This is a genomic window from Streptomyces muensis (genome assembly GCF_021474425.1).
Taxonomy (GTDB): Bacteria; Actinomycetota; Actinomycetes; order Streptomycetales; family Streptomycetaceae; genus Streptomyces; species Streptomyces muensis.
The window spans coordinates 34,737-50,024 of record NZ_JAKEIP010000001.1 but is presented as its reverse complement, the minus strand read 5'-3'; the positions used below and the strand labels follow the sequence as shown (position 1 = coordinate 50,024).

General features: G+C 73.1%; 13 protein-coding genes and 1 pseudogene. 6 read left to right on the top strand and 8 right to left on the bottom strand.

The genetic code is table 11. The annotated features are described in order from the left end of the window. Positions 1 to 30: 30 nt before the first annotated feature. Positions 31 to 1,365, top strand: coding sequence for an erythromycin esterase family protein (locus L0P92_RS00270; RefSeq protein ID WP_234760302.1), 1,335 nt, complete (start codon positions 31 to 33; stop codon positions 1,363 to 1,365). A gap of 7 nt (positions 1,366 to 1,372) precedes the next feature. On the opposite strand, the gene L0P92_RS00265 is transcribed toward L0P92_RS00270, so the two are convergent. Then, entirely contained in the window at positions 1,373 to 1,867 is a 495-nt protein-coding gene (locus L0P92_RS00265; protein ID WP_234760301.1) for an FBP domain-containing protein, read from the bottom strand. Positions 1,868 to 1,966: 99 nt separating this feature from the next. Continuing rightward, on the bottom strand, positions 1,967 to 2,551 hold the full coding sequence (locus L0P92_RS00260) for a PAS domain S-box protein (RefSeq protein WP_234760365.1): 585 nt from the start codon (positions 2,549 to 2,551) through the stop codon (positions 1,967 to 1,969). Positions 2,552 to 2,740: 189 nt separating this feature from the next. Here L0P92_RS00260 and L0P92_RS00255 point away from each other — a divergent pair, with 189 nt between their 5' ends. From L0P92_RS00255 to L0P92_RS00240, 4 genes are all read left to right on the top strand, one after another. Then, on the top strand, positions 2,741 to 5,917 hold the full coding sequence (locus L0P92_RS00255; RefSeq protein WP_234760300.1) for a bifunctional cytochrome P450/NADPH--P450 reductase: 3,177 nt from the start codon (positions 2,741 to 2,743) through the stop codon (positions 5,915 to 5,917). A gap of 34 nt (positions 5,918 to 5,951) precedes the next feature. Then, positions 5,952 to 6,914 carry a phosphotransferase family protein gene (locus L0P92_RS00250; RefSeq protein ID WP_234760299.1) on the top strand — a complete coding sequence of 321 codons (963 nt, stop codon included), beginning with the start codon at positions 5,952 to 5,954 and terminating at the stop codon, positions 6,912 to 6,914. A 69-nt stretch (positions 6,915 to 6,983) separates the two neighbouring features. After that, the gene (locus tag L0P92_RS00245) at positions 6,984 to 8,273 is read left to right on the top strand and encodes an ROK family transcriptional regulator (protein ID WP_234760298.1); all 1,290 of its coding nucleotides are present in this window, start codon (positions 6,984 to 6,986) and stop codon (positions 8,271 to 8,273) included. A 67-nt stretch (positions 8,274 to 8,340) separates the two neighbouring features. Next, positions 8,341 to 8,580, top strand: a complete 240-nt coding sequence (locus tag L0P92_RS00240) for a hypothetical protein (protein WP_234760297.1) — start codon at positions 8,341 to 8,343, stop codon at positions 8,578 to 8,580. A 3-nt stretch (positions 8,581 to 8,583) separates the two neighbouring features. On the opposite strand, the gene L0P92_RS00235 is transcribed toward L0P92_RS00240, so the two are convergent. The 5 genes from L0P92_RS00235 to L0P92_RS00215 all read right to left on the bottom strand — a co-directional run bounded on the left by L0P92_RS00235 (position 8,584) and on the right by L0P92_RS00215 (position 13,981). Continuing rightward, entirely contained in the window at positions 8,584 to 9,612 is a 1,029-nt protein-coding gene (locus L0P92_RS00235; RefSeq protein ID WP_234760296.1) for an SDR family oxidoreductase, read from the bottom strand. 81 nt (positions 9,613 to 9,693) lie between these two features. Next, positions 9,694 to 10,656 (bottom strand): SDR family NAD(P)-dependent oxidoreductase, encoded by a 963-nt coding sequence (locus L0P92_RS00230; RefSeq protein WP_234760295.1) that lies wholly within the window; start codon positions 10,654 to 10,656, stop codon positions 9,694 to 9,696. Between the two features lie 293 nt (positions 10,657 to 10,949). After that, on the bottom strand, positions 10,950 to 12,128 hold the full coding sequence (locus L0P92_RS00225) for an aromatic acid exporter family protein (protein WP_234760364.1): 1,179 nt from the start codon (positions 12,126 to 12,128) through the stop codon (positions 10,950 to 10,952). 59 nt (positions 12,129 to 12,187) lie between these two features. After that, a complete protein-coding gene (locus tag L0P92_RS00220; protein ID WP_234760294.1) occupies positions 12,188 to 12,883 on the bottom strand; it encodes an HAD family hydrolase in 696 nt (231 codons plus the stop codon). A 51-nt stretch (positions 12,884 to 12,934) separates the two neighbouring features. Further along, a complete protein-coding gene (locus L0P92_RS00215) occupies positions 12,935 to 13,981 on the bottom strand; it encodes a PHP domain-containing protein (protein WP_234760293.1) in 1,047 nt (348 codons plus the stop codon). Positions 13,982 to 14,097: 116 nt separating this feature from the next. Here L0P92_RS00215 and L0P92_RS00210 point away from each other — a divergent pair, with 116 nt between their 5' ends. Further along, positions 14,098 to 14,334 carry a hypothetical protein gene (locus L0P92_RS00210; protein ID WP_234760292.1) on the top strand — a complete coding sequence of 79 codons (237 nt, stop codon included), beginning with the start codon at positions 14,098 to 14,100 and terminating at the stop codon, positions 14,332 to 14,334. 39 nt (positions 14,335 to 14,373) lie between these two features. Here the strand turns inward: L0P92_RS00210 and L0P92_RS00205 are convergent. After that, positions 14,374 to 15,222 (bottom strand): annotated as a pseudogene (locus L0P92_RS00205) (glycoside hydrolase family 16 protein); the annotation flags it as partial. Positions 15,223 to 15,288: the final 66 nt, after the last annotated feature.

The window sequence follows — 15,288 nt, the reverse complement described above, 5'->3', positions numbered from 1 at the left end:
CTCGCCCGCCCGGGGCGCAAGCCTTGGATCATGAATCGGCATCTCACCGGATCAGTGCTGACCCTGTTCATCATCCTCGCCGCCCTGACGACCGGCATCCCGGCCACGGCGGCACCGTCCGCGCCCACGGTCGTCGAGGCGCTCGACCGTGCCGCCCACCCGCTGCGGACCGTCGAACCGGGCGGCGACACCGGCGACCTGCGTCCCCTGGACCGGATGATCGGCGACGCGCGGGTCGTGGGCCTCGGGGAGGCCACGCACAGTTCGCACGAGTTCTTCGCTCTCAAGGCCCGGGTCTTCCGTCATCTCGTCGCGGAGAAGGGCTTTCGCACCTTCGCGCTGGAGGCCCCCTGGAGCACGGGCCTGCGCCTCGACGCCTATGTGGTGCACGGCAAGGGCGATCCCCGGCGCATCATGCGCGAGGAGTTCCAGCGGGACTTCCTGTGGTGGAACAACGCCGACTATCTGCGGCTCATCGAGTGGATGCGCGCGTACAACGTCCGCCACCCGGACGACCCCGTCCGCTTCATGGGCGACGACATCGCCTGGAGCGGGCCCGAGTTGTACGACGAGGTCGAGGCCCACGCCGCCGGTGCCCACCCCGAGCTGAGCGCCCGGCTCGCCGAGCTCTACCGCGGGCTTCGGCCCACCGTACCGACCGGCCCGTACATCGAGCAGTACCTGAAGCTGCCGTACGCCGAACGCGAGGACCGGGCGGCGCGCACGGGCGAGGCGCTGCGGCTGCTGAGGCGCACGGATCCCGGCAGCGACCGCGCGGCCCACGACCGGGCGATCCGCCAGGCGACCGTGATCGACCAGACCGCCCGGCAGTACGCCTTCGACTTCGAGGACCCCGCCGGGATCGCCGAGGCCATGCGCTACCGCGACCGGACCATGGCGGCCAACGTGGTGTGGTGGCAGCGGCACACCGGCACCAAGGTGCTGCTGGCGGCGCACGACAACCACGTCGGCTACGTCCCGGAGGAACCCGCCGAGAACCCCGAGGTCCAGGGCGCGTTCCTGCGCGACAGCCTCGGCGCGGGCTATGTGAGCGTCGGTGTGACCTTCGGCCGGGGCTCGTTCAACGCCACCGGCCCGGACGACGACGTGATCCGCCGCTGGACGCTGGGACCCGCGGGCCCGGACGGCAACGAGCGGACGCTGGACCGGGTCCGGTACCGCGACTACGTACTCGACCTGCGGTCCGTCGGCACGCCGGCCCGCGAGTGGCTGCACCGGGCCAGGCCGACGCGCAGTATCGGCACCGCCTACCCGGACGGCCCGCACGACATCGCGCTCGCCCGCAGCCACGACGTACTGATCCATCTCCACGAGGTGCGGGCGGCGCGGCTGCGGGACCTGTAGGCGCCCGTCAGGCGTACAGCTTGTCGAGGAAGGCGGACAGATTGCCCGTCGCACGGGCGATCTGCTCCTCCAGCGTCAGACTCTCCTCGAAGCGGCCGCCCGGCTCCGGGACCTTCTTGCCGCGCAGGTAGAGGGAGCATGCGAGGTCGGTGCACATGTACAGGCCGACCGAATTGCCCTCACGCCCGGCGGGGCCCGCCTTGCGCGCGGTCATCAAGGAGACGCCGCCGCCCGGATGGGTCGTCAGACACACCGAGCACATGCTGCGGTGCAGGAAGCCGCGCTGCGAGGACGGGAATCGGAGCGTGACGCCCACCGGGCGTCCCTCCCGCTCGGTCACCAGATAGCTGCGATCGGGCGCTCCCGGATCCCGCCAGCCCAGGAAGTCGAGGTCGTCCCACGGGCGTTCGTCGAGGTCACGGGGGAGGGACAGCCGCTTGGCCTCGCCTTTGGAGCAGTTGATGAAGGAGTTGCGGATGTCCTGGTCGGTGAGCGGCCTCATGGGGTGGCCTCCTGAGGTGTCGATCCTGCAAAACTAGGGGCTCTAGGTTTTTGCCTAGGCTAGGCAGGATGGCAGGGGGGAGGCGGTGATGCCAGTGAATTACGGCGCGGTCGGTTCCGGCGGCCACACCCCGGGGGCGAGCACGCCCCTCGCGTAGGCCCGGGCCACCAGCTCGGTACGGTTCGCCGCGCCCCACCGTGCCGACAGGCGCCGCAGGTGGTAGTTCACCCCGTCCACCGTCAGCCCGGTCTCCCGCGCGGCCCGCGCCGTCGTGGCACCCCCGGCGAGCAGGGCCAGGACGCGGGCCTCGATCGGCGCCACCTCCGCGGGCCTTCGCTCAGGTGCCTCGCGGTCGCCGAGGACCCGGAGCATCACCAGCAGCGTCGGAGTCTCCTCCACCGTGTCGCTCACCGGGTCCGCCGTCAGCTCGCCGCAGCGCTCCGCCCCGTCCGGCGCCTGCCAGCGCACCGACACCTGGTACCGCGAGCGGTGCCGCAGCCGCAACGCCTCGGCGATCCGCTCCACCTGGTTCGCCTCCTGCGGCCGGAACAGCTCCAGCACGTCCCGGCCGCGCAGCCGCCCCGGCGTCGCACCGCACTCCGCCGCCATCGCCGGATTGGCCAGCAGGACGGTGCCGTACACATCGCAGACCGCGATCGGCACCGAGACGCGGTCGAAGACCATCAGCGCCCGGTTGCGCCACACCACGGCCTCCGGGTGAAGCCAGTCCACGAACACCTCCGGTCCCTCGGCGCAAGAGCGACGTACGTCCGTGTACTACACAATCATGTAGCGCCGGGGCGCGGGCGGCCGGTACCCGTCGACCACGCTTGATCGCAGGACCCCCGTACCGCGAAAGGCAGTTGTCGCGCCATGCCCCCCACCGCCGTGCACCCCCAGACCACGGACACCCTTCCCGGCGTGCCCGTCGTCGACATCACCTCCGTCGGACCCGGCGGCACCCCGATCCAGCAGGCCATGGCGCTGATGCGGGAGCACGGGCCGGTGTTCGTGCGGCGGCTGTACGGGCGGGACACCCTGTTCGTGGGCGACCTGGATCTCGTGGCCGAGCTCGCCGACGAGCAGCGGTTCGCCAAGCACGTCGGGCCCGGTCTGGAGAACGTCCGCGAGTTCGCCGCCGACGGCCTGTTCACCGCGTACAACGACGAGCCCAACTGGGCCAAGGCCCACGACATCCTGATGCCCGCCTTCGCGCTCGGCTCGATGCGCACCTACCACCCGGTGATGCTGAAGGTGGCCCGCCGGCTCATCGACTCCTGGGACCGCGACGCCCGCGCCGGACGGCCGGTGAACGTCCCCGACGACATGACGCGGATGACCCTGGACACCATCGGGCTCGCCGGGTTCGGCTACGACTTCGGCTCCTTCGAGCGTCCCGAGCCGCACCCCTTCGTGGAGTCGATGGTCCGCTGCCTGGAGTGGAGCATGACCCGCCTCGCCCGGGTCCCCGGCCGGGACTACTCGGCGGCGGACGCGGCCTTCCGCACCGACTCCGCCCATCTCGCCCAGGTCGTCGACGACGTCATCGCCGCCCGCACCGGCACCGACCAGAGCGCGGCCGACGACCTGCTCGGCCTGATGCTCAGCGCCGAGCACCCGGCCGACGGCGCGACCCTCGACACCGCCAACATCCGCAACCAGGTCATCACCTTCCTGATCGCCGGCCACGAGACCACCTCCGGCGCGATGTCCTTCGCCCTGTACCACCTCGCCAAGCACCCGACCGCGCTCCAGCTCGTCCGGCGCGAGGTCGACGAGCTGTGGGGCGAGCGGGCCGACCCCGAGCCGACGTACGACGAGGTAGGGAAGCTGACGTACACCCGTCAGGTCCTCAACGAGGCGCTCCGCCTGTGGCCCACGGCGGCCGTGTTCTCCCGGCAGGCCCGCGAGGACACCCTGCTCGGCGGGCGCGTTCCGTTGCGCGCCGGACAGGCCGCCCTGGTGCTCACACCGATGCTGCACCGCCAGCCGGTCTGGGGCGACAACCCCGAGCTGTTCGACCCCTCGCGCTTCACACCGCAGGCCGAACAAGCCCGGTCGGTGCACGCCTTCAAGCCCTTCGGCACCGGTGAACGGGCCTGTATCGGGCGGCAGTTCGCGCTGCACGAGGCGACCATGCTGCTGGCGATGCTCGTCCACCGCTACCGGCTGAACGACCACGCCGACTACCGCCTCACCGTCAAGGAGACCATCACCCTCAAGCCCGAGGGCTTCACCCTCACCCTGACCCCGCGCACCACCGCCGACCGCGTGCACACCCCGCTGCCGGGCGCCACCCCGACGGCCACGCAAGCCGTGTCCGACACTGCCGTGCTCCCCGCCCGCGTCCGCCCCGGCACCGGCGCCCTGTTCCTGCACGGCAGCAACTACGGCACCTGCCGCGACTTCGCCGCCCAACTCGCCGACGAGGCCGCGGCGATCGGCTGCGAGACGCGGGTGGCGCCGCTCGACGACTACGCCGGCGGCCTGCCCACCGACCGCCCCATCGTGATCACCGCAGCCTCCTACAACGGCCGCCCCACCGACGACGCCACCGCCTTCGCCGCCTGGCTGGAGGAGGCTTCCGACGCCGGTGACATCACCTACGCCGTCCTCGGCGTCGGCGACCGCAACTGGGCCGCCACCTACCAGCACGTCCCCACCCGCTTCGACCAGCGCCTCGCCGACCTCGGCGCCACCCGCCTCACCGACCGCGCCGCCGCCGACGCCTCCGGCGATCTCACCGGCGCGGTACGGGACTTCACGGTCCAGCTCCGCACCGCGCTGCTGGAGCGGTACGGCGACCCGGACGCCACCGCCCCGGCCGACGCCGAGCCGACCACGGCGTACGAGGTCCGCACGCTGACCGGAGGCCCGCTGGACGCCCTCGCGCAACGGCACGGACTCGTCCCCATGAAGGTCACCGAGGCCCGCGACCTCACCGCACCGGGCCACCCCCGCCGCAAGCGCTTCGTCCGCGTCGCCCTGCCGGACGGCGTCATCTACCGCACCGCCGACCACCTCACCGTCCTGCCCGCCAACGCCCCCGCCCTGGTCGAGCGAGCCGCGGCCGCGCTCGGCGTCGACCTCGACACCGTCCTGGACATCCGCGCCACCCGCCCCCGCCGGGACGGCCTCGCGGTCGACCGGCCCGTGACCGTACGTCAACTCCTCACCGTCCACGTCGAGTTGCAGGAACGCCCGAGCGCCACCCAGCTCGCCGCCCTCGCCGCCGCCAACCCCTGCCCGCCCGAGCGCACGGCCCTGGCGAACCTGACCGGCGATCCACGCACCCTCATCGAGGTGATCGAGGACTTCCCCGCCCTGCGCGGCGCCCTCGACTGGCCGCGACTCCTGGAGATCCTCACCCCGCTGCGCCCCCGCCACTACTCCATCTCCTCCTCCCCGGCCGTCGACCCCGGCCACGCGGACCTGATGATCTCCCTGCTGGAGGCCCCCGCCCGCTCGGGCAAGGGCCGCTACCGGGGCACCGGATCCGGCCACCTGATCGGCGTCGAGCCGGGCGACACGGTGTACGCACGGGTCCAGCCCTGCCGGGAGGCCTTCCGGATCGACACCGGCACTCCCGTCGTCATGGTCGCCGCAGGCACCGGGCTCGCCCCGTTCCGCGGTGCCATAGCCGACCGTACGGCGGCCCTCGCGTCCGGCGCCGAACTCGCCCCCGCCCTCTGCTACTTCGGCTGCGACGCCCCCGACGCCGACTTCCTGCACGCCGACGAACTGCGCGCCGCCGAGGCCGTCGGCGCCGTCTCCCTCCGGCCGGCCTTCAGCGCCGCCCCGCAGGACGGCGTGACCTTCGTCCAGCACCGCCTCGCCGCCGAGGCCGACGAGGTGTGGGAACTGCTCGGCACGGGCGCCCGGGTGTACGTGTGCGGCGACGGTGCGCGGATGGCGCCAGGCGTGCGGGAGGCGTTCCGTACGCTGTACCGGGAGCGCACGCCGGGCGCCGACGACGCGGCGGCCGGGCGGTGGCTCGACGCACTGGTCGCGGCCGGCCGCTACGTTGAGGACGTGTACGCGGCCGGCTGACCGACGGGAATCGAAGGGGCGGGGTGGGCGCACGGTGGTGGACTCCTGGGAACGGGCCCGGCAGGTCCTGGACGCTGCGGGCATACCGCCGCAGCAGCTCGCCCACCTCCGCCCGCTGACGGGCGGCACCTACAACACGGTCGAGGAACTCCTCCTCACCGACGGCCGCCGCCTGGTGCTGAAGGTGCCGCCGCCGGCCACCGTCCCGGGACTCAGCCACGAGAAGCGGCTGCTGGTGTCCGAGGTGGAGTTCTACCGGGGCGCCGCCAAGGCGGACGTGCCCGCGCCGCGTGTGGTGGCCGACGGGGAGCGGCTGCTGATGACGGCCTGCCCCGGCGAATCCTGGAACGGCGAGCTCACCGACACCGAACGAGTAGCCCTGCGCACGGAGCTGGGCCGCCAGGTCGCCCGGCTGCACCGGGTCACCGGACCCGCCTTCGGCTATCCCTCCGGTGCCCTCGGCTCGCTCGCCCCCGACTGGCGGACCGCCTTCACCGGGATGCTCGACGCAGTCCTCGACGACGCCCGCCACTACCGGGCCGTGCTGCCCCGCCCCGCCGACGCCGTAGCGGACACGCTCCGGGCCGCGTACGACGCGCTCGACGAGGTCACCGTCCCGTGCCTGGTCCACTTCGACCTGTGGCCGGGCAACATCCTGGTGGACCGGGCGTCGGGACAGGCCCGGATAGGCGGCCTCATCGACGGCGAGCGCATGTTCTGGGGCGACCCGCTCGCCGACTTCGTCTCCCTGGCGCTGCTCGGCGACATCAAGCGGGACGACGCCTTCCTCGCCGGCTACCGGGAGGCCGGGGGCCGGGCCGCCTTCGACACCCCGGCCCTACTGCGCCTGGCCCTCTACCGCTCCTACCTCTATCTGATCATGCTCACGGAGACCGTCCCCCGCGCGGCCGACGCCGCACAGCACCGCTGGGTCCAGGACACGGTCGCCCCGGAGCTCGTGGCCGCACTGACCGAGATCGAGGACCTGACCTCGTAGACCCGCTCGTGGTCCACAATGGGGAGCGTTCGAGCAGGTGGGGAACAGGGCTGGTCGGGAGGGAGCCGCATGGCGGGGCGGAACGGACGCACGGTACGGGACCTCAGACGGGGCAACCGTACGGCCGTGCTGCAACGCCTCTACTTCGACGGCCCGCTCAGCCGCTTCGAACTCGGACCGGCGACCGGACTCAGCTCCGGGTCCATCAGCAACGTCGTCGCCGAGCTGATCGCCGACGGCCTGGTCGAGGAGGCCGGCAGCGTCGACTCCGACGGCGGCCGCCCCCGCATCCTGCTGCGCGTCGCCCCGGGCAGCGGCCACATGATCGGCGTCGACGTGGGGGAGACCCGGGTACGGATCGGGCTCTTCGACCTCACCCTCACCGAACTCGCCCGCGCGGAACGGCCGTTGACGCCGACGCGGTACGAGGTCGAGGGCATCGTCGGCCATGTGCGCGACGGCGTCGCCGAGGTCCTCTCGGGCGCCGGCGTCGGGCCCGAGCGGCTCCTCGGCGTCGGCATCGGCGTCCCCGGGATCGTCGAACACACACCGGGCCTCGGAGCCGTCGTGCACGGACAGACCATCGGCTGGGACGCCGTACCGCTGGAACAGCTCCTGCGCGCCGGCTCCCCGCTGCCGGACGGCGTCCCGTACTTCATCGACAACGGCGCCCGGACCCTGGGCCAGGCCGAGATGTGGTTCGGCGGCGGACGCGGCGCCCGCAACGCGCTCGTCGTGCTCTTCGGCTCCGGCGTCGGCGCCTGTCTGGTCACTCCGGAGGTGGAGCACGGGCGGGCCGTCGAGTGGGGGCATCTGACGGTACGGGTCCGGGGGCGGCGCTGCCGCTGCGGTGCCCTCGGCTGCCTGGAGGCGTACGCGGGCGCCGAGTCACTGCTCGCCCGCTGGTACGAGGGAGGGGGGCGCGCGCCGAAGGGCGCCGACGAGGAGACGGCGCTGGCCGCGATGCTGGCCGGCGCCTATCCGGCCGAGGGTGGGGCGGCCGACCCGGTGGCGCTCGCCGTGCTGGAGGAGACGGCCGAGTACGTGGGCGCGGGCCTGTCCGACCTGATCAACCTCTTCCAGCCCGAGCGCATCCTGATCGGCGGCTGGGCCGGACTCCAGCTCGGCGCCCGTTTCCTGCCCGCCGTACGCCGGTACGCGGCCTCCTACGCCCTGCGGCATCCGGCGCAGAAGGTCACGGTCGACCTGGGCCGGCTCGGTCCGGACGCGGTCACCGTGGGCGCCGCGATCCTGCCGCTCGCCGACTTCTTCGCGCGGGGTGGCCGACGCGCCGAACCGGCGGCGGAGGGGTCCGGCCCGGCCTGGGACGCGGCTTCCGCGGAGTGGGTGCCGCACTGAGGTTTCGCCGGTCGCGGGAGCGGTACTCGCGGTGCTCCGACCTTGGACGACGCGCAGGAGGTGCACCATGGCCGACGACCGTCGTGAGGCGCCGGAAGACAACGGCGGGCCGGTTCCGCGGGATCTGCCGGACCAGCAGGCCGGCGAGGAGGAGGACCCCTGGGAGGTGCCGGTCGAGCCCGCCGACGACACCGGCGAGGGCGACGACGTCCCCGACACCGACGAGGCGGGAACGGGTCGACAGGGTGCGTCTCAGACGGGCGCGGTCCATCCGGAACATCCGGCACCCGAGGAACCGCCCGGCTGAGGGTCAGCCGACCTTGCGGCCCCGCATCGGCTCCGTCGGCGCGCCCTCACCGCGCTGGAGGCCCTGAAGGAACTCCTCCAGCACCTCGGTCGCCGTACGCTCAGGCTCCCAGCCCAGCTCCGTACGGGCCCTGGTGCAGTCCATCAGCGGCAGCCGCAGCACCGCGTCGAAGAGGTGCGGGGAGGCCGGCAGCAGGTGCAGCCCCCACGCGGCGGCGATGGCCGAGCGGGCCGCCGGCCGGGGGAGCCGGACCGGGCGGGCGCCGAGCATCTCGCCCAGCAGCCCCGCGTCGACCGGAGGCTCGGCCGCCAGGTTGAACGCGCCCCGGACAGCGGACTTCAGGGCGAGCTGATACGCCTTCGCCGCGTCGTCCGTGTGCAGGGCCTGCACCCGCAGCCCCGGGATGTCGGGCAGGACCGGCAGCAGCTCGGGCCGGGCCAGCGGGCCCGGCAGGAACCGGCCGCCGAAGATCCGGCGCTGCTCGCTCGCCGACTCCCGCTTGAACAGGAACGCCGGCCGCATCCGCACCACCCGCACCCGGGGATGGGCACGGTCGAAGGTGTCCAGCGTGCGCTCCAGATAGGCCTTCTCCCGGCAGTACGCGGCATCGGGCCAGCCATGAGTCGGCCAGGACTCGTCCACGGCGTGGTCCTTCGGCCCCGGCGAGTACGCGCCGACCGACGACGCGTGCACCAGCGTCGGGACCTTGGCCGCGGCCACCGCCTCGAAGACCCGGATGCCGCCCAGCACGTTGGTCCGCCAGGTCCGCGCGGGATCGTGCGTCGGCTGGAACGCCCAGGCCAGATGGACGACGGCGTCGGCGCCCTCGAAGACGCCCGCCAGGTCGGCCTGCTCGGAGCCCAGGTCGACCGCCGTCCAGTCCGTCTTCGGCGGCGACCAGTCGGGGATCCGGCGGGCCAGCCCCAGCACGGAGCCGACCTCCGGATCCTCCGAGAGCAGCCGCACCACACTCGTACCGACATTGCCCGTGGCACCGGTGACCACGATCCTGCGGCCCGCTTCCCTGCTCACCTGCGGCTCCTTACGAAGAGTGGGGACGGGAGCGTCCGAGTACCCCGCTTCGGGGACGCTCGCACGCCCCGGGGGACCGCACTACGCGGCGAACGCGTCCACCCCGGTGAGCTCCGCCGAGAGCGCCCACAGCCGTGCCGCCTGCTCCGGGTCGACCGCCCAGTCCTTCACCCCGGCGCGCTCACCGTCGGCCGGGGCGGGCTCGGCGATGTCGCAGTCCTCCAGATAGACGCCGCCCATGCCGGTCAGCTGGGGCGAGGTCGCCGCCCACACCTGGGTCGCGGCGCCCTGCTCGGGTGTCTTGAAGCCGTCCTGCGGGATCGGGTTGCCCGCCTCGTCGATCCAGCCGTGGGCCACCATCTCCTCCTTCGGCAGATGCCGCTGGAGCGGGGTGAGGATGCCACCGGGATGCAGTGCGAAGGCCCGGACGCCACGGTCCGCCGCGAGCCGGTCGAGCTGGACGGCGAACAGGATGTTCGCGGTCTTCGCCTGACCGTAGGCCTGCCACTTGTCGTAGCCCTGCCGCCAGTGCACGTCGTCCCAGCGGATGCCGGAGAAGTGGTGGCCGCGCGAGGACACGGACACCACCCGGGCGCCGCCGGGTTCGATCGCCGGCCACAGCCGGTTGACCAGCGCGAAGTGACCGAGGTGGTTGGTCGCGAACTGGGCCTCCCAGCCGGGCCCGACCCGGGTCTCCGGGCAGGCCATGATCCCGGCGTTGTCGATCACGATGTCGATCGTGCGCCCCGAGCCGAGGAACCGCTCGGCGAAGGCGCGCACGCTCTGCAGGTCCCCGAGGTCGAGGGCGTCCACCTCGACACCGTCCACGCCGTTGAGGGTGTCCCGTGCGGTGTCCGGCCGCCGTGCCGGTACGACGACCCGGGCGCCCGCCCTGGTGAGGGCACGCGTGGTCTCCAGGCCGAGCCCCGAGTAGCCGCCGGTGACGACCGCGAGTTTGCCGGAGAGGTCGATGCCGTTCAGGACGTCGTCGGCGGTGCTGTGGGCGCCGAACCCCGAGCCGATCTTGTGCTGTGCAGTGCTCATGTCCGAAACGCTACGAATTGGAGTGCTCTCGAAGTCAAGCCGACCCGGCAGGGTGCGCCCGGACAGAAGGAAGCCCCGACCGGGACGGGGGAACCACGGTCGGGGCGGTCTGTGTGTGGGTGCGGATGGCGGTCGCCTCTCGGCGAAAGGCTCCACAGGGCTTCAGCCGAACGATCGTCCCTGTGGGCAAAAGGTGAGGCCCGGGGACACTGTCCCATCCACACCCACGAGTTGTTCAACGGGCAACCACCCCTGGGTGTTCCAGCACGGGGAAAGATGGAAGGTGATCTGCGTCACCCCCGCTGACCTGCCGAAACGGTCTCGCTCCACACGTTCTCCGCCTGCAACAGCAGCGTCCCGAGCACCGTCGCCCGAGCCGCACCCTGCCCGGCGTGCTCCCGCAGCCACTCCTGGAGCTCGCTCCGCAGCCGCAGCATCGACGCCTCGACCCGGCCGTCCGGATCCGCGTCGACCGTCTCGTCCGCGTCGGTCCCCAGCAGACGACTGCCCTCCACGTGGCACGCGTCGCCGATCAGATCCAGCAGCCCGGCGTACGCGTGCAGCGCGGGCCCGTCGGGCGGAAGCGGCGTGCGCCCATCGTCGGCCGCGACGGCAAGGGTCCGGGTCAGCGCCCTGATGTGCCCGGTGACGCGGCTCCAGCGTTCGTCCTCCTCCTCCGGCGGCGCCGGAGGAGGCCGGCGCCGCACCCGCAGCGGTCCAGCCGTCAGCCGCAGGCTCTCCCGGCTCCAGCCCCGCGCCGAGCGCAGCGTCTCCAGACGGCGCTCCAGTCGCGCCGAGGCACTCGACCAGCCGGCCGCGCTCTGCGCGTTCCACTCGGTCTCCCGCAGATCCGCGGCCACGCTGTGCAGGAGGTCCCCGGCCTCCCGGGCCAGCGCCGCGAGGTTCTCCCGTACGTCCCGCAGATGGATCGGCGGCAGCACGAGCGCGTTGACGGCGACCCCGATCACGGCGCCGAGAGCCGCCTGCCCCACCCGGTGCCCGACGGCCGACGCCCCGGCCGCGCCCGTGGCCAGGGTGAACAGCGCGGTCGTCGCGCCGAAGACACCCTGGTCACCGAAGCGCGACCAGTTGGCCAGCAGCATCAGCAGGGGGATCGACACGGCCAGCGCGCCCAGAGTGCTGCCGGTGAGCGCCAGCGCGGCCGACGCGAGCACGGTCCCGGCGCAGATCGCCGTGAACTGCTGCGCCGCCTGGAGCAGTGAGCTGTACACGGTGGCCTGCACCAGGATCAGCGCGACCCAGGACGCCATCAGGGCCATCGGATCGCCGAGCCACACACTCCCCACCAGCCAGGCCAGCAGCGCCGCGGCCGCCGCCTTGAGCGACTGCACGACCAGGTCACGCTCCCGGCCGGGCCCGGCCCAGGCGGCCCGGGCGGCACTGCCGACGGAGTGCCCCTCCCGCCGTAGCGCGTTGATCACATGGGCACTCCCGTGCGCCTGCCGTCGCATCGACTCCGTCGCCCTGGTGACCCGGCGCGCAGGCCGACGCACCGCCTTCGTCGCACGCGTCATCCGGTGGGCGTGGGCGTGTCCGGGCCGCCCGGCACGTCGGCCAAGGGGCTGTCCGCGAGCGTCGCCAGCAGATGGGCCGGGTCGTCGTAGACCGCCTGCGCGCCCGCGTCGAGCAGGTCGGCGCGGGGGATGCCGCCGCACAGGACGCCCACACAGCGCACCCCGGCCCGGGTGCCGGCCCGCATGTCCCACACGGTGTCGCCGACGAAGACCGCGCGCCCGGCGGGCACCCCGGCCAGTTCCAGGGCGTGCTCGACGGGCTCCGGTGCGGGCTTGCCCTCCTCGACGTCGTCGGCGCTCGCGGTGGCGTCGATCGCGTCGTCGGCGGAGATCGCCCGGCGCAGCGCGGACAGCTCCGCGCCGCCGGCCGATGTCGCGAGGACGACGCGCCAGCCCTCGCGCGCGAGCCGCCGCAGCAGCCGGTCCGCGTCCCGCAGCGGGGGCAGCCGGTCGAAGTACTGGCCGTACAGCGCCTTGTGCGCGGCGCTCAGCTCGGCGTCCCGGTCCTTGTCCCGGTCCTCGCCGAGGAGGTGGGCGATCAGATCGGTCGAGCCGAGTCCGACGGCCCGGTGGACGGCGTGCATGGGCACCCGGTGCCCGGCCTGGCGGAAGGCCTCCCACCAGGTCGTCACATGGAGGTGATTGGTGTCGACGAGGGTTCCGTCGACGTCGAACACCGCCGCCCGTTCCATGGACTGCCCCTTCCTGGCGCGAACCGTTCCTGTCGCCGGACGAGTACCACGTCACAGGCCCGCCACTCGGGCGGGTGTCCGGCCCTCGCGGGTCCAGGCCAGCAGTTCCTCCAGGCTCCAGGTGGTCACCACGCGCTCGGCGGGCACCTCGCACTCCTCCGCGCGGGCGCAGCCGAGGATCTGCCAGTCCAGCTGTCCGGGCGCGTGGGCGTCGGTGTCGATGGAGAACAGCACGCCCGCGTCGACGGCCCGGCGCAGCAGCCGGCGCGGCGGGTCCAGCCGTTCGGGACGGCTGTTGATCTCCACCGCCGTGCCCGACTCGGCGCACGCGGTGAACACCTCGTCCGCGTCGAACTCCGACTCCGGCCGCCCCCGCCCGGCCACCAGCCTGCCCGTGCAGTGTCCGAGCACGTCGGCGTGCGGATCGCGTACGGCCTTCACCATCCGCCGGGTCATCGAGCGGGCGTCCATCCGCAGCTTGGAGTGCACGGACACCACCACGACGTCCAGCCGGTCCAGCAGCTCGGGCTCCTGGTCCAGCGAGCCGTCCTCCAGGATGTCGCACTCGATACCGGTGAGCAGCCGGAACGGCGCCCACGTCTCGTTCAGCGCCGCCACCACGTCCAGCTGCCGCAGCAGCCGCTCGGGCGACAGGCCGCGGGCCACGGTCAGCCGCGGCGAGTGGTCGGTGAGCGCCGCCCACTCATGGCCGAGCTCCGCCGCTGTCCGGCCCATCTCCTCGATCGGGCTGCCGCCGTCGGACCAGTCGGAGTGCAGATGGCAGTCCCCGCGCAGCAGCGCCCGCAGCCGCCCGCCCGCCCGGGCGGCGGTCCCGGAGGACTCCTCGGCCTCGCCCTCCAGCTTCTCCAGATACCCCGGCGTCCCACCGGCCAGGGCCTCGCGGACCACCTGGGCCGTCTTCGGGCCAACGCCCTTGAGCGACTCCAGCGACCCGGCCTCCGCCCGCTCGCGCACCTCGCCCTCGGGGAGCGCGGCGAGCACCCGGGCGGCCGTCCGGAACGCACGGACGCGGTAGGTCGGCGCCAGGGCCCGCTCCAGCAGGAAGGCGATCCGCTCCAGGGCCTCGACGGGGTCCATCGCCACCTCCCCCTCCAGAGTTCCCCAGGCCGCCCGGGGCCGCACCCCCGGACGTCCGGAGGAACCGTTGACGGCTGAAGGAACCGTCGACGCGGGTAGCGCTCTACGCTCTATTCATGACCGAAAGCGCGAGCCCGCACATGTCACACCCGCGGATCATGGTGCTCGGGGTTCAGCCGGGTACACCCCCGTTCCGCATCATGGAGATCGACGGCATGGTCGTCGGTCAGGCGAGGACCATCACCGACGTCCTGGAGTATGCCGCCGCCTTCGGCATCACGGTCCATGACCTGGACGACCCGGAGGTGGTCCGCTGGGTCGGCGGGGACAAGTTCACCTGGCACCACCACTAGGGCCTGCCCGGCGGATCATCCGACCGTCCGCGGTGCCGTTGCGCCGGCGCCGGTGGTCACCGAGACGTGGTCCACCACCAGTGGCTGCGGAAAGACCGTGGAGCCGTCGGGATCGCCGGGCCAGTAGCCGCCGACCGCCAGGTTCAGGATCAGGAAGAACGGCTTGTTGAAGACCCATTGCCTGCCGCCCAGGTCGGCGGGTGTGCGGCGCTGGTAGACGTTGCCGTCCACGGACCAGGTGATGGAGTCGGGCGCCCAGTCGACGGCGAAGGTGTGGAAGGCGTCGGCGAAGGCCTGCCCGCCCGGCAGGGAGTAGGCGGCGCCGATGCCGCCCGAGCCGGAGTAGCCGGGACCGTGGATCGTGCCGTGCACGGTCGACGGCTCGAAGCCGACGTTCTCCATGACGTCGATCTCACCTGAGTCCGGCCAGTTGACGGGCGTGCCCAGCATCCAGAACGCGGGCCACATGCCCTGCCCCCGCGGCACCTTCAGCCGGGCCTCGACGTGCCCGTACTGCGCGGTGAACTTCCCGGCGGTGTTCAGCCGGGCCGAGGTGTACTGGCAAGTGCCGTACCAGCACTGGTAGTTGGCGGGGTTCTCGCGCCGGGCCGTGATCACGAGATGGCCCTGGCCGTCCAGGGCGGCGTTCTTGTTGCCGGAGGTGTAGTACTGCCGCTCGTGGTTGTTGACGTTGTCGCCGGTCTCGATCTGCCACTTCGAGGAGTCGACCGCGGCTCCTGCGGGCCCGTCGAAGCTGTCGGAGAACGTCACCGCCGCGGCCGCGACGTCCGGTTGCCCGGCCCGCGCAGGCACGACCGCGGCGGACGCGACCAAGGCGGCGGACAGTGCGGTGAGCAGACACGTGCGGAGCAGGCGTGGGGAGGCCATCGTGCTCCCTTCCGTACGGCGACCCGCGGGGCGGGGTGCGCCGACCGAGGTGGGGGGTGAAGGTGT

Excerpts from the sequence above, each read along its gene's own strand:
- L0P92_RS00255 (WP_234760300.1), top strand. The coding sequence starts at position 2,741 with ATGCCCCCCACCGCCGTGCACCCCCAGACCACGGACACCCTTCCCGGC.
- L0P92_RS00265 (WP_234760301.1), bottom strand. The coding sequence starts at position 1,867 with ATGAGGCCGCTCACCGACCAGGACATCCGCAACTCCTTCATCAACTGC.
- L0P92_RS00240 (WP_234760297.1), top strand. The coding sequence starts at position 8,341 with ATGGCCGACGACCGTCGTGAGGCGCCGGAAGACAACGGCGGGCCGGTT.
- L0P92_RS00220 (WP_234760294.1), bottom strand. The coding sequence starts at position 12,883 with ATGGAACGGGCGGCGGTGTTCGACGTCGACGGAACCCTCGTCGACACC.
- L0P92_RS00215 (WP_234760293.1), bottom strand. The coding sequence starts at position 13,981 with ATGGACCCCGTCGAGGCCCTGGAGCGGATCGCCTTCCTGCTGGAGCGG.
- L0P92_RS00230 (WP_234760295.1), bottom strand. The coding sequence starts at position 10,656 with ATGAGCACTGCACAGCACAAGATCGGCTCGGGGTTCGGCGCCCACAGC.
- L0P92_RS00270 (WP_234760302.1), top strand. The coding sequence starts at position 31 with ATGAATCGGCATCTCACCGGATCAGTGCTGACCCTGTTCATCATCCTC.
- L0P92_RS00260 (WP_234760365.1), bottom strand. The coding sequence starts at position 2,551 with ATGGTCTTCGACCGCGTCTCGGTGCCGATCGCGGTCTGCGATGTGTAC.
- L0P92_RS00210 (WP_234760292.1), top strand. The coding sequence starts at position 14,098 with ATGACCGAAAGCGCGAGCCCGCACATGTCACACCCGCGGATCATGGTG.
- L0P92_RS00245 (WP_234760298.1), top strand. The coding sequence starts at position 6,984 with ATGGCGGGGCGGAACGGACGCACGGTACGGGACCTCAGACGGGGCAAC.
- L0P92_RS00225 (WP_234760364.1), bottom strand. The coding sequence starts at position 12,128 with ATGCGACGGCAGGCGCACGGGAGTGCCCATGTGATCAACGCGCTACGG.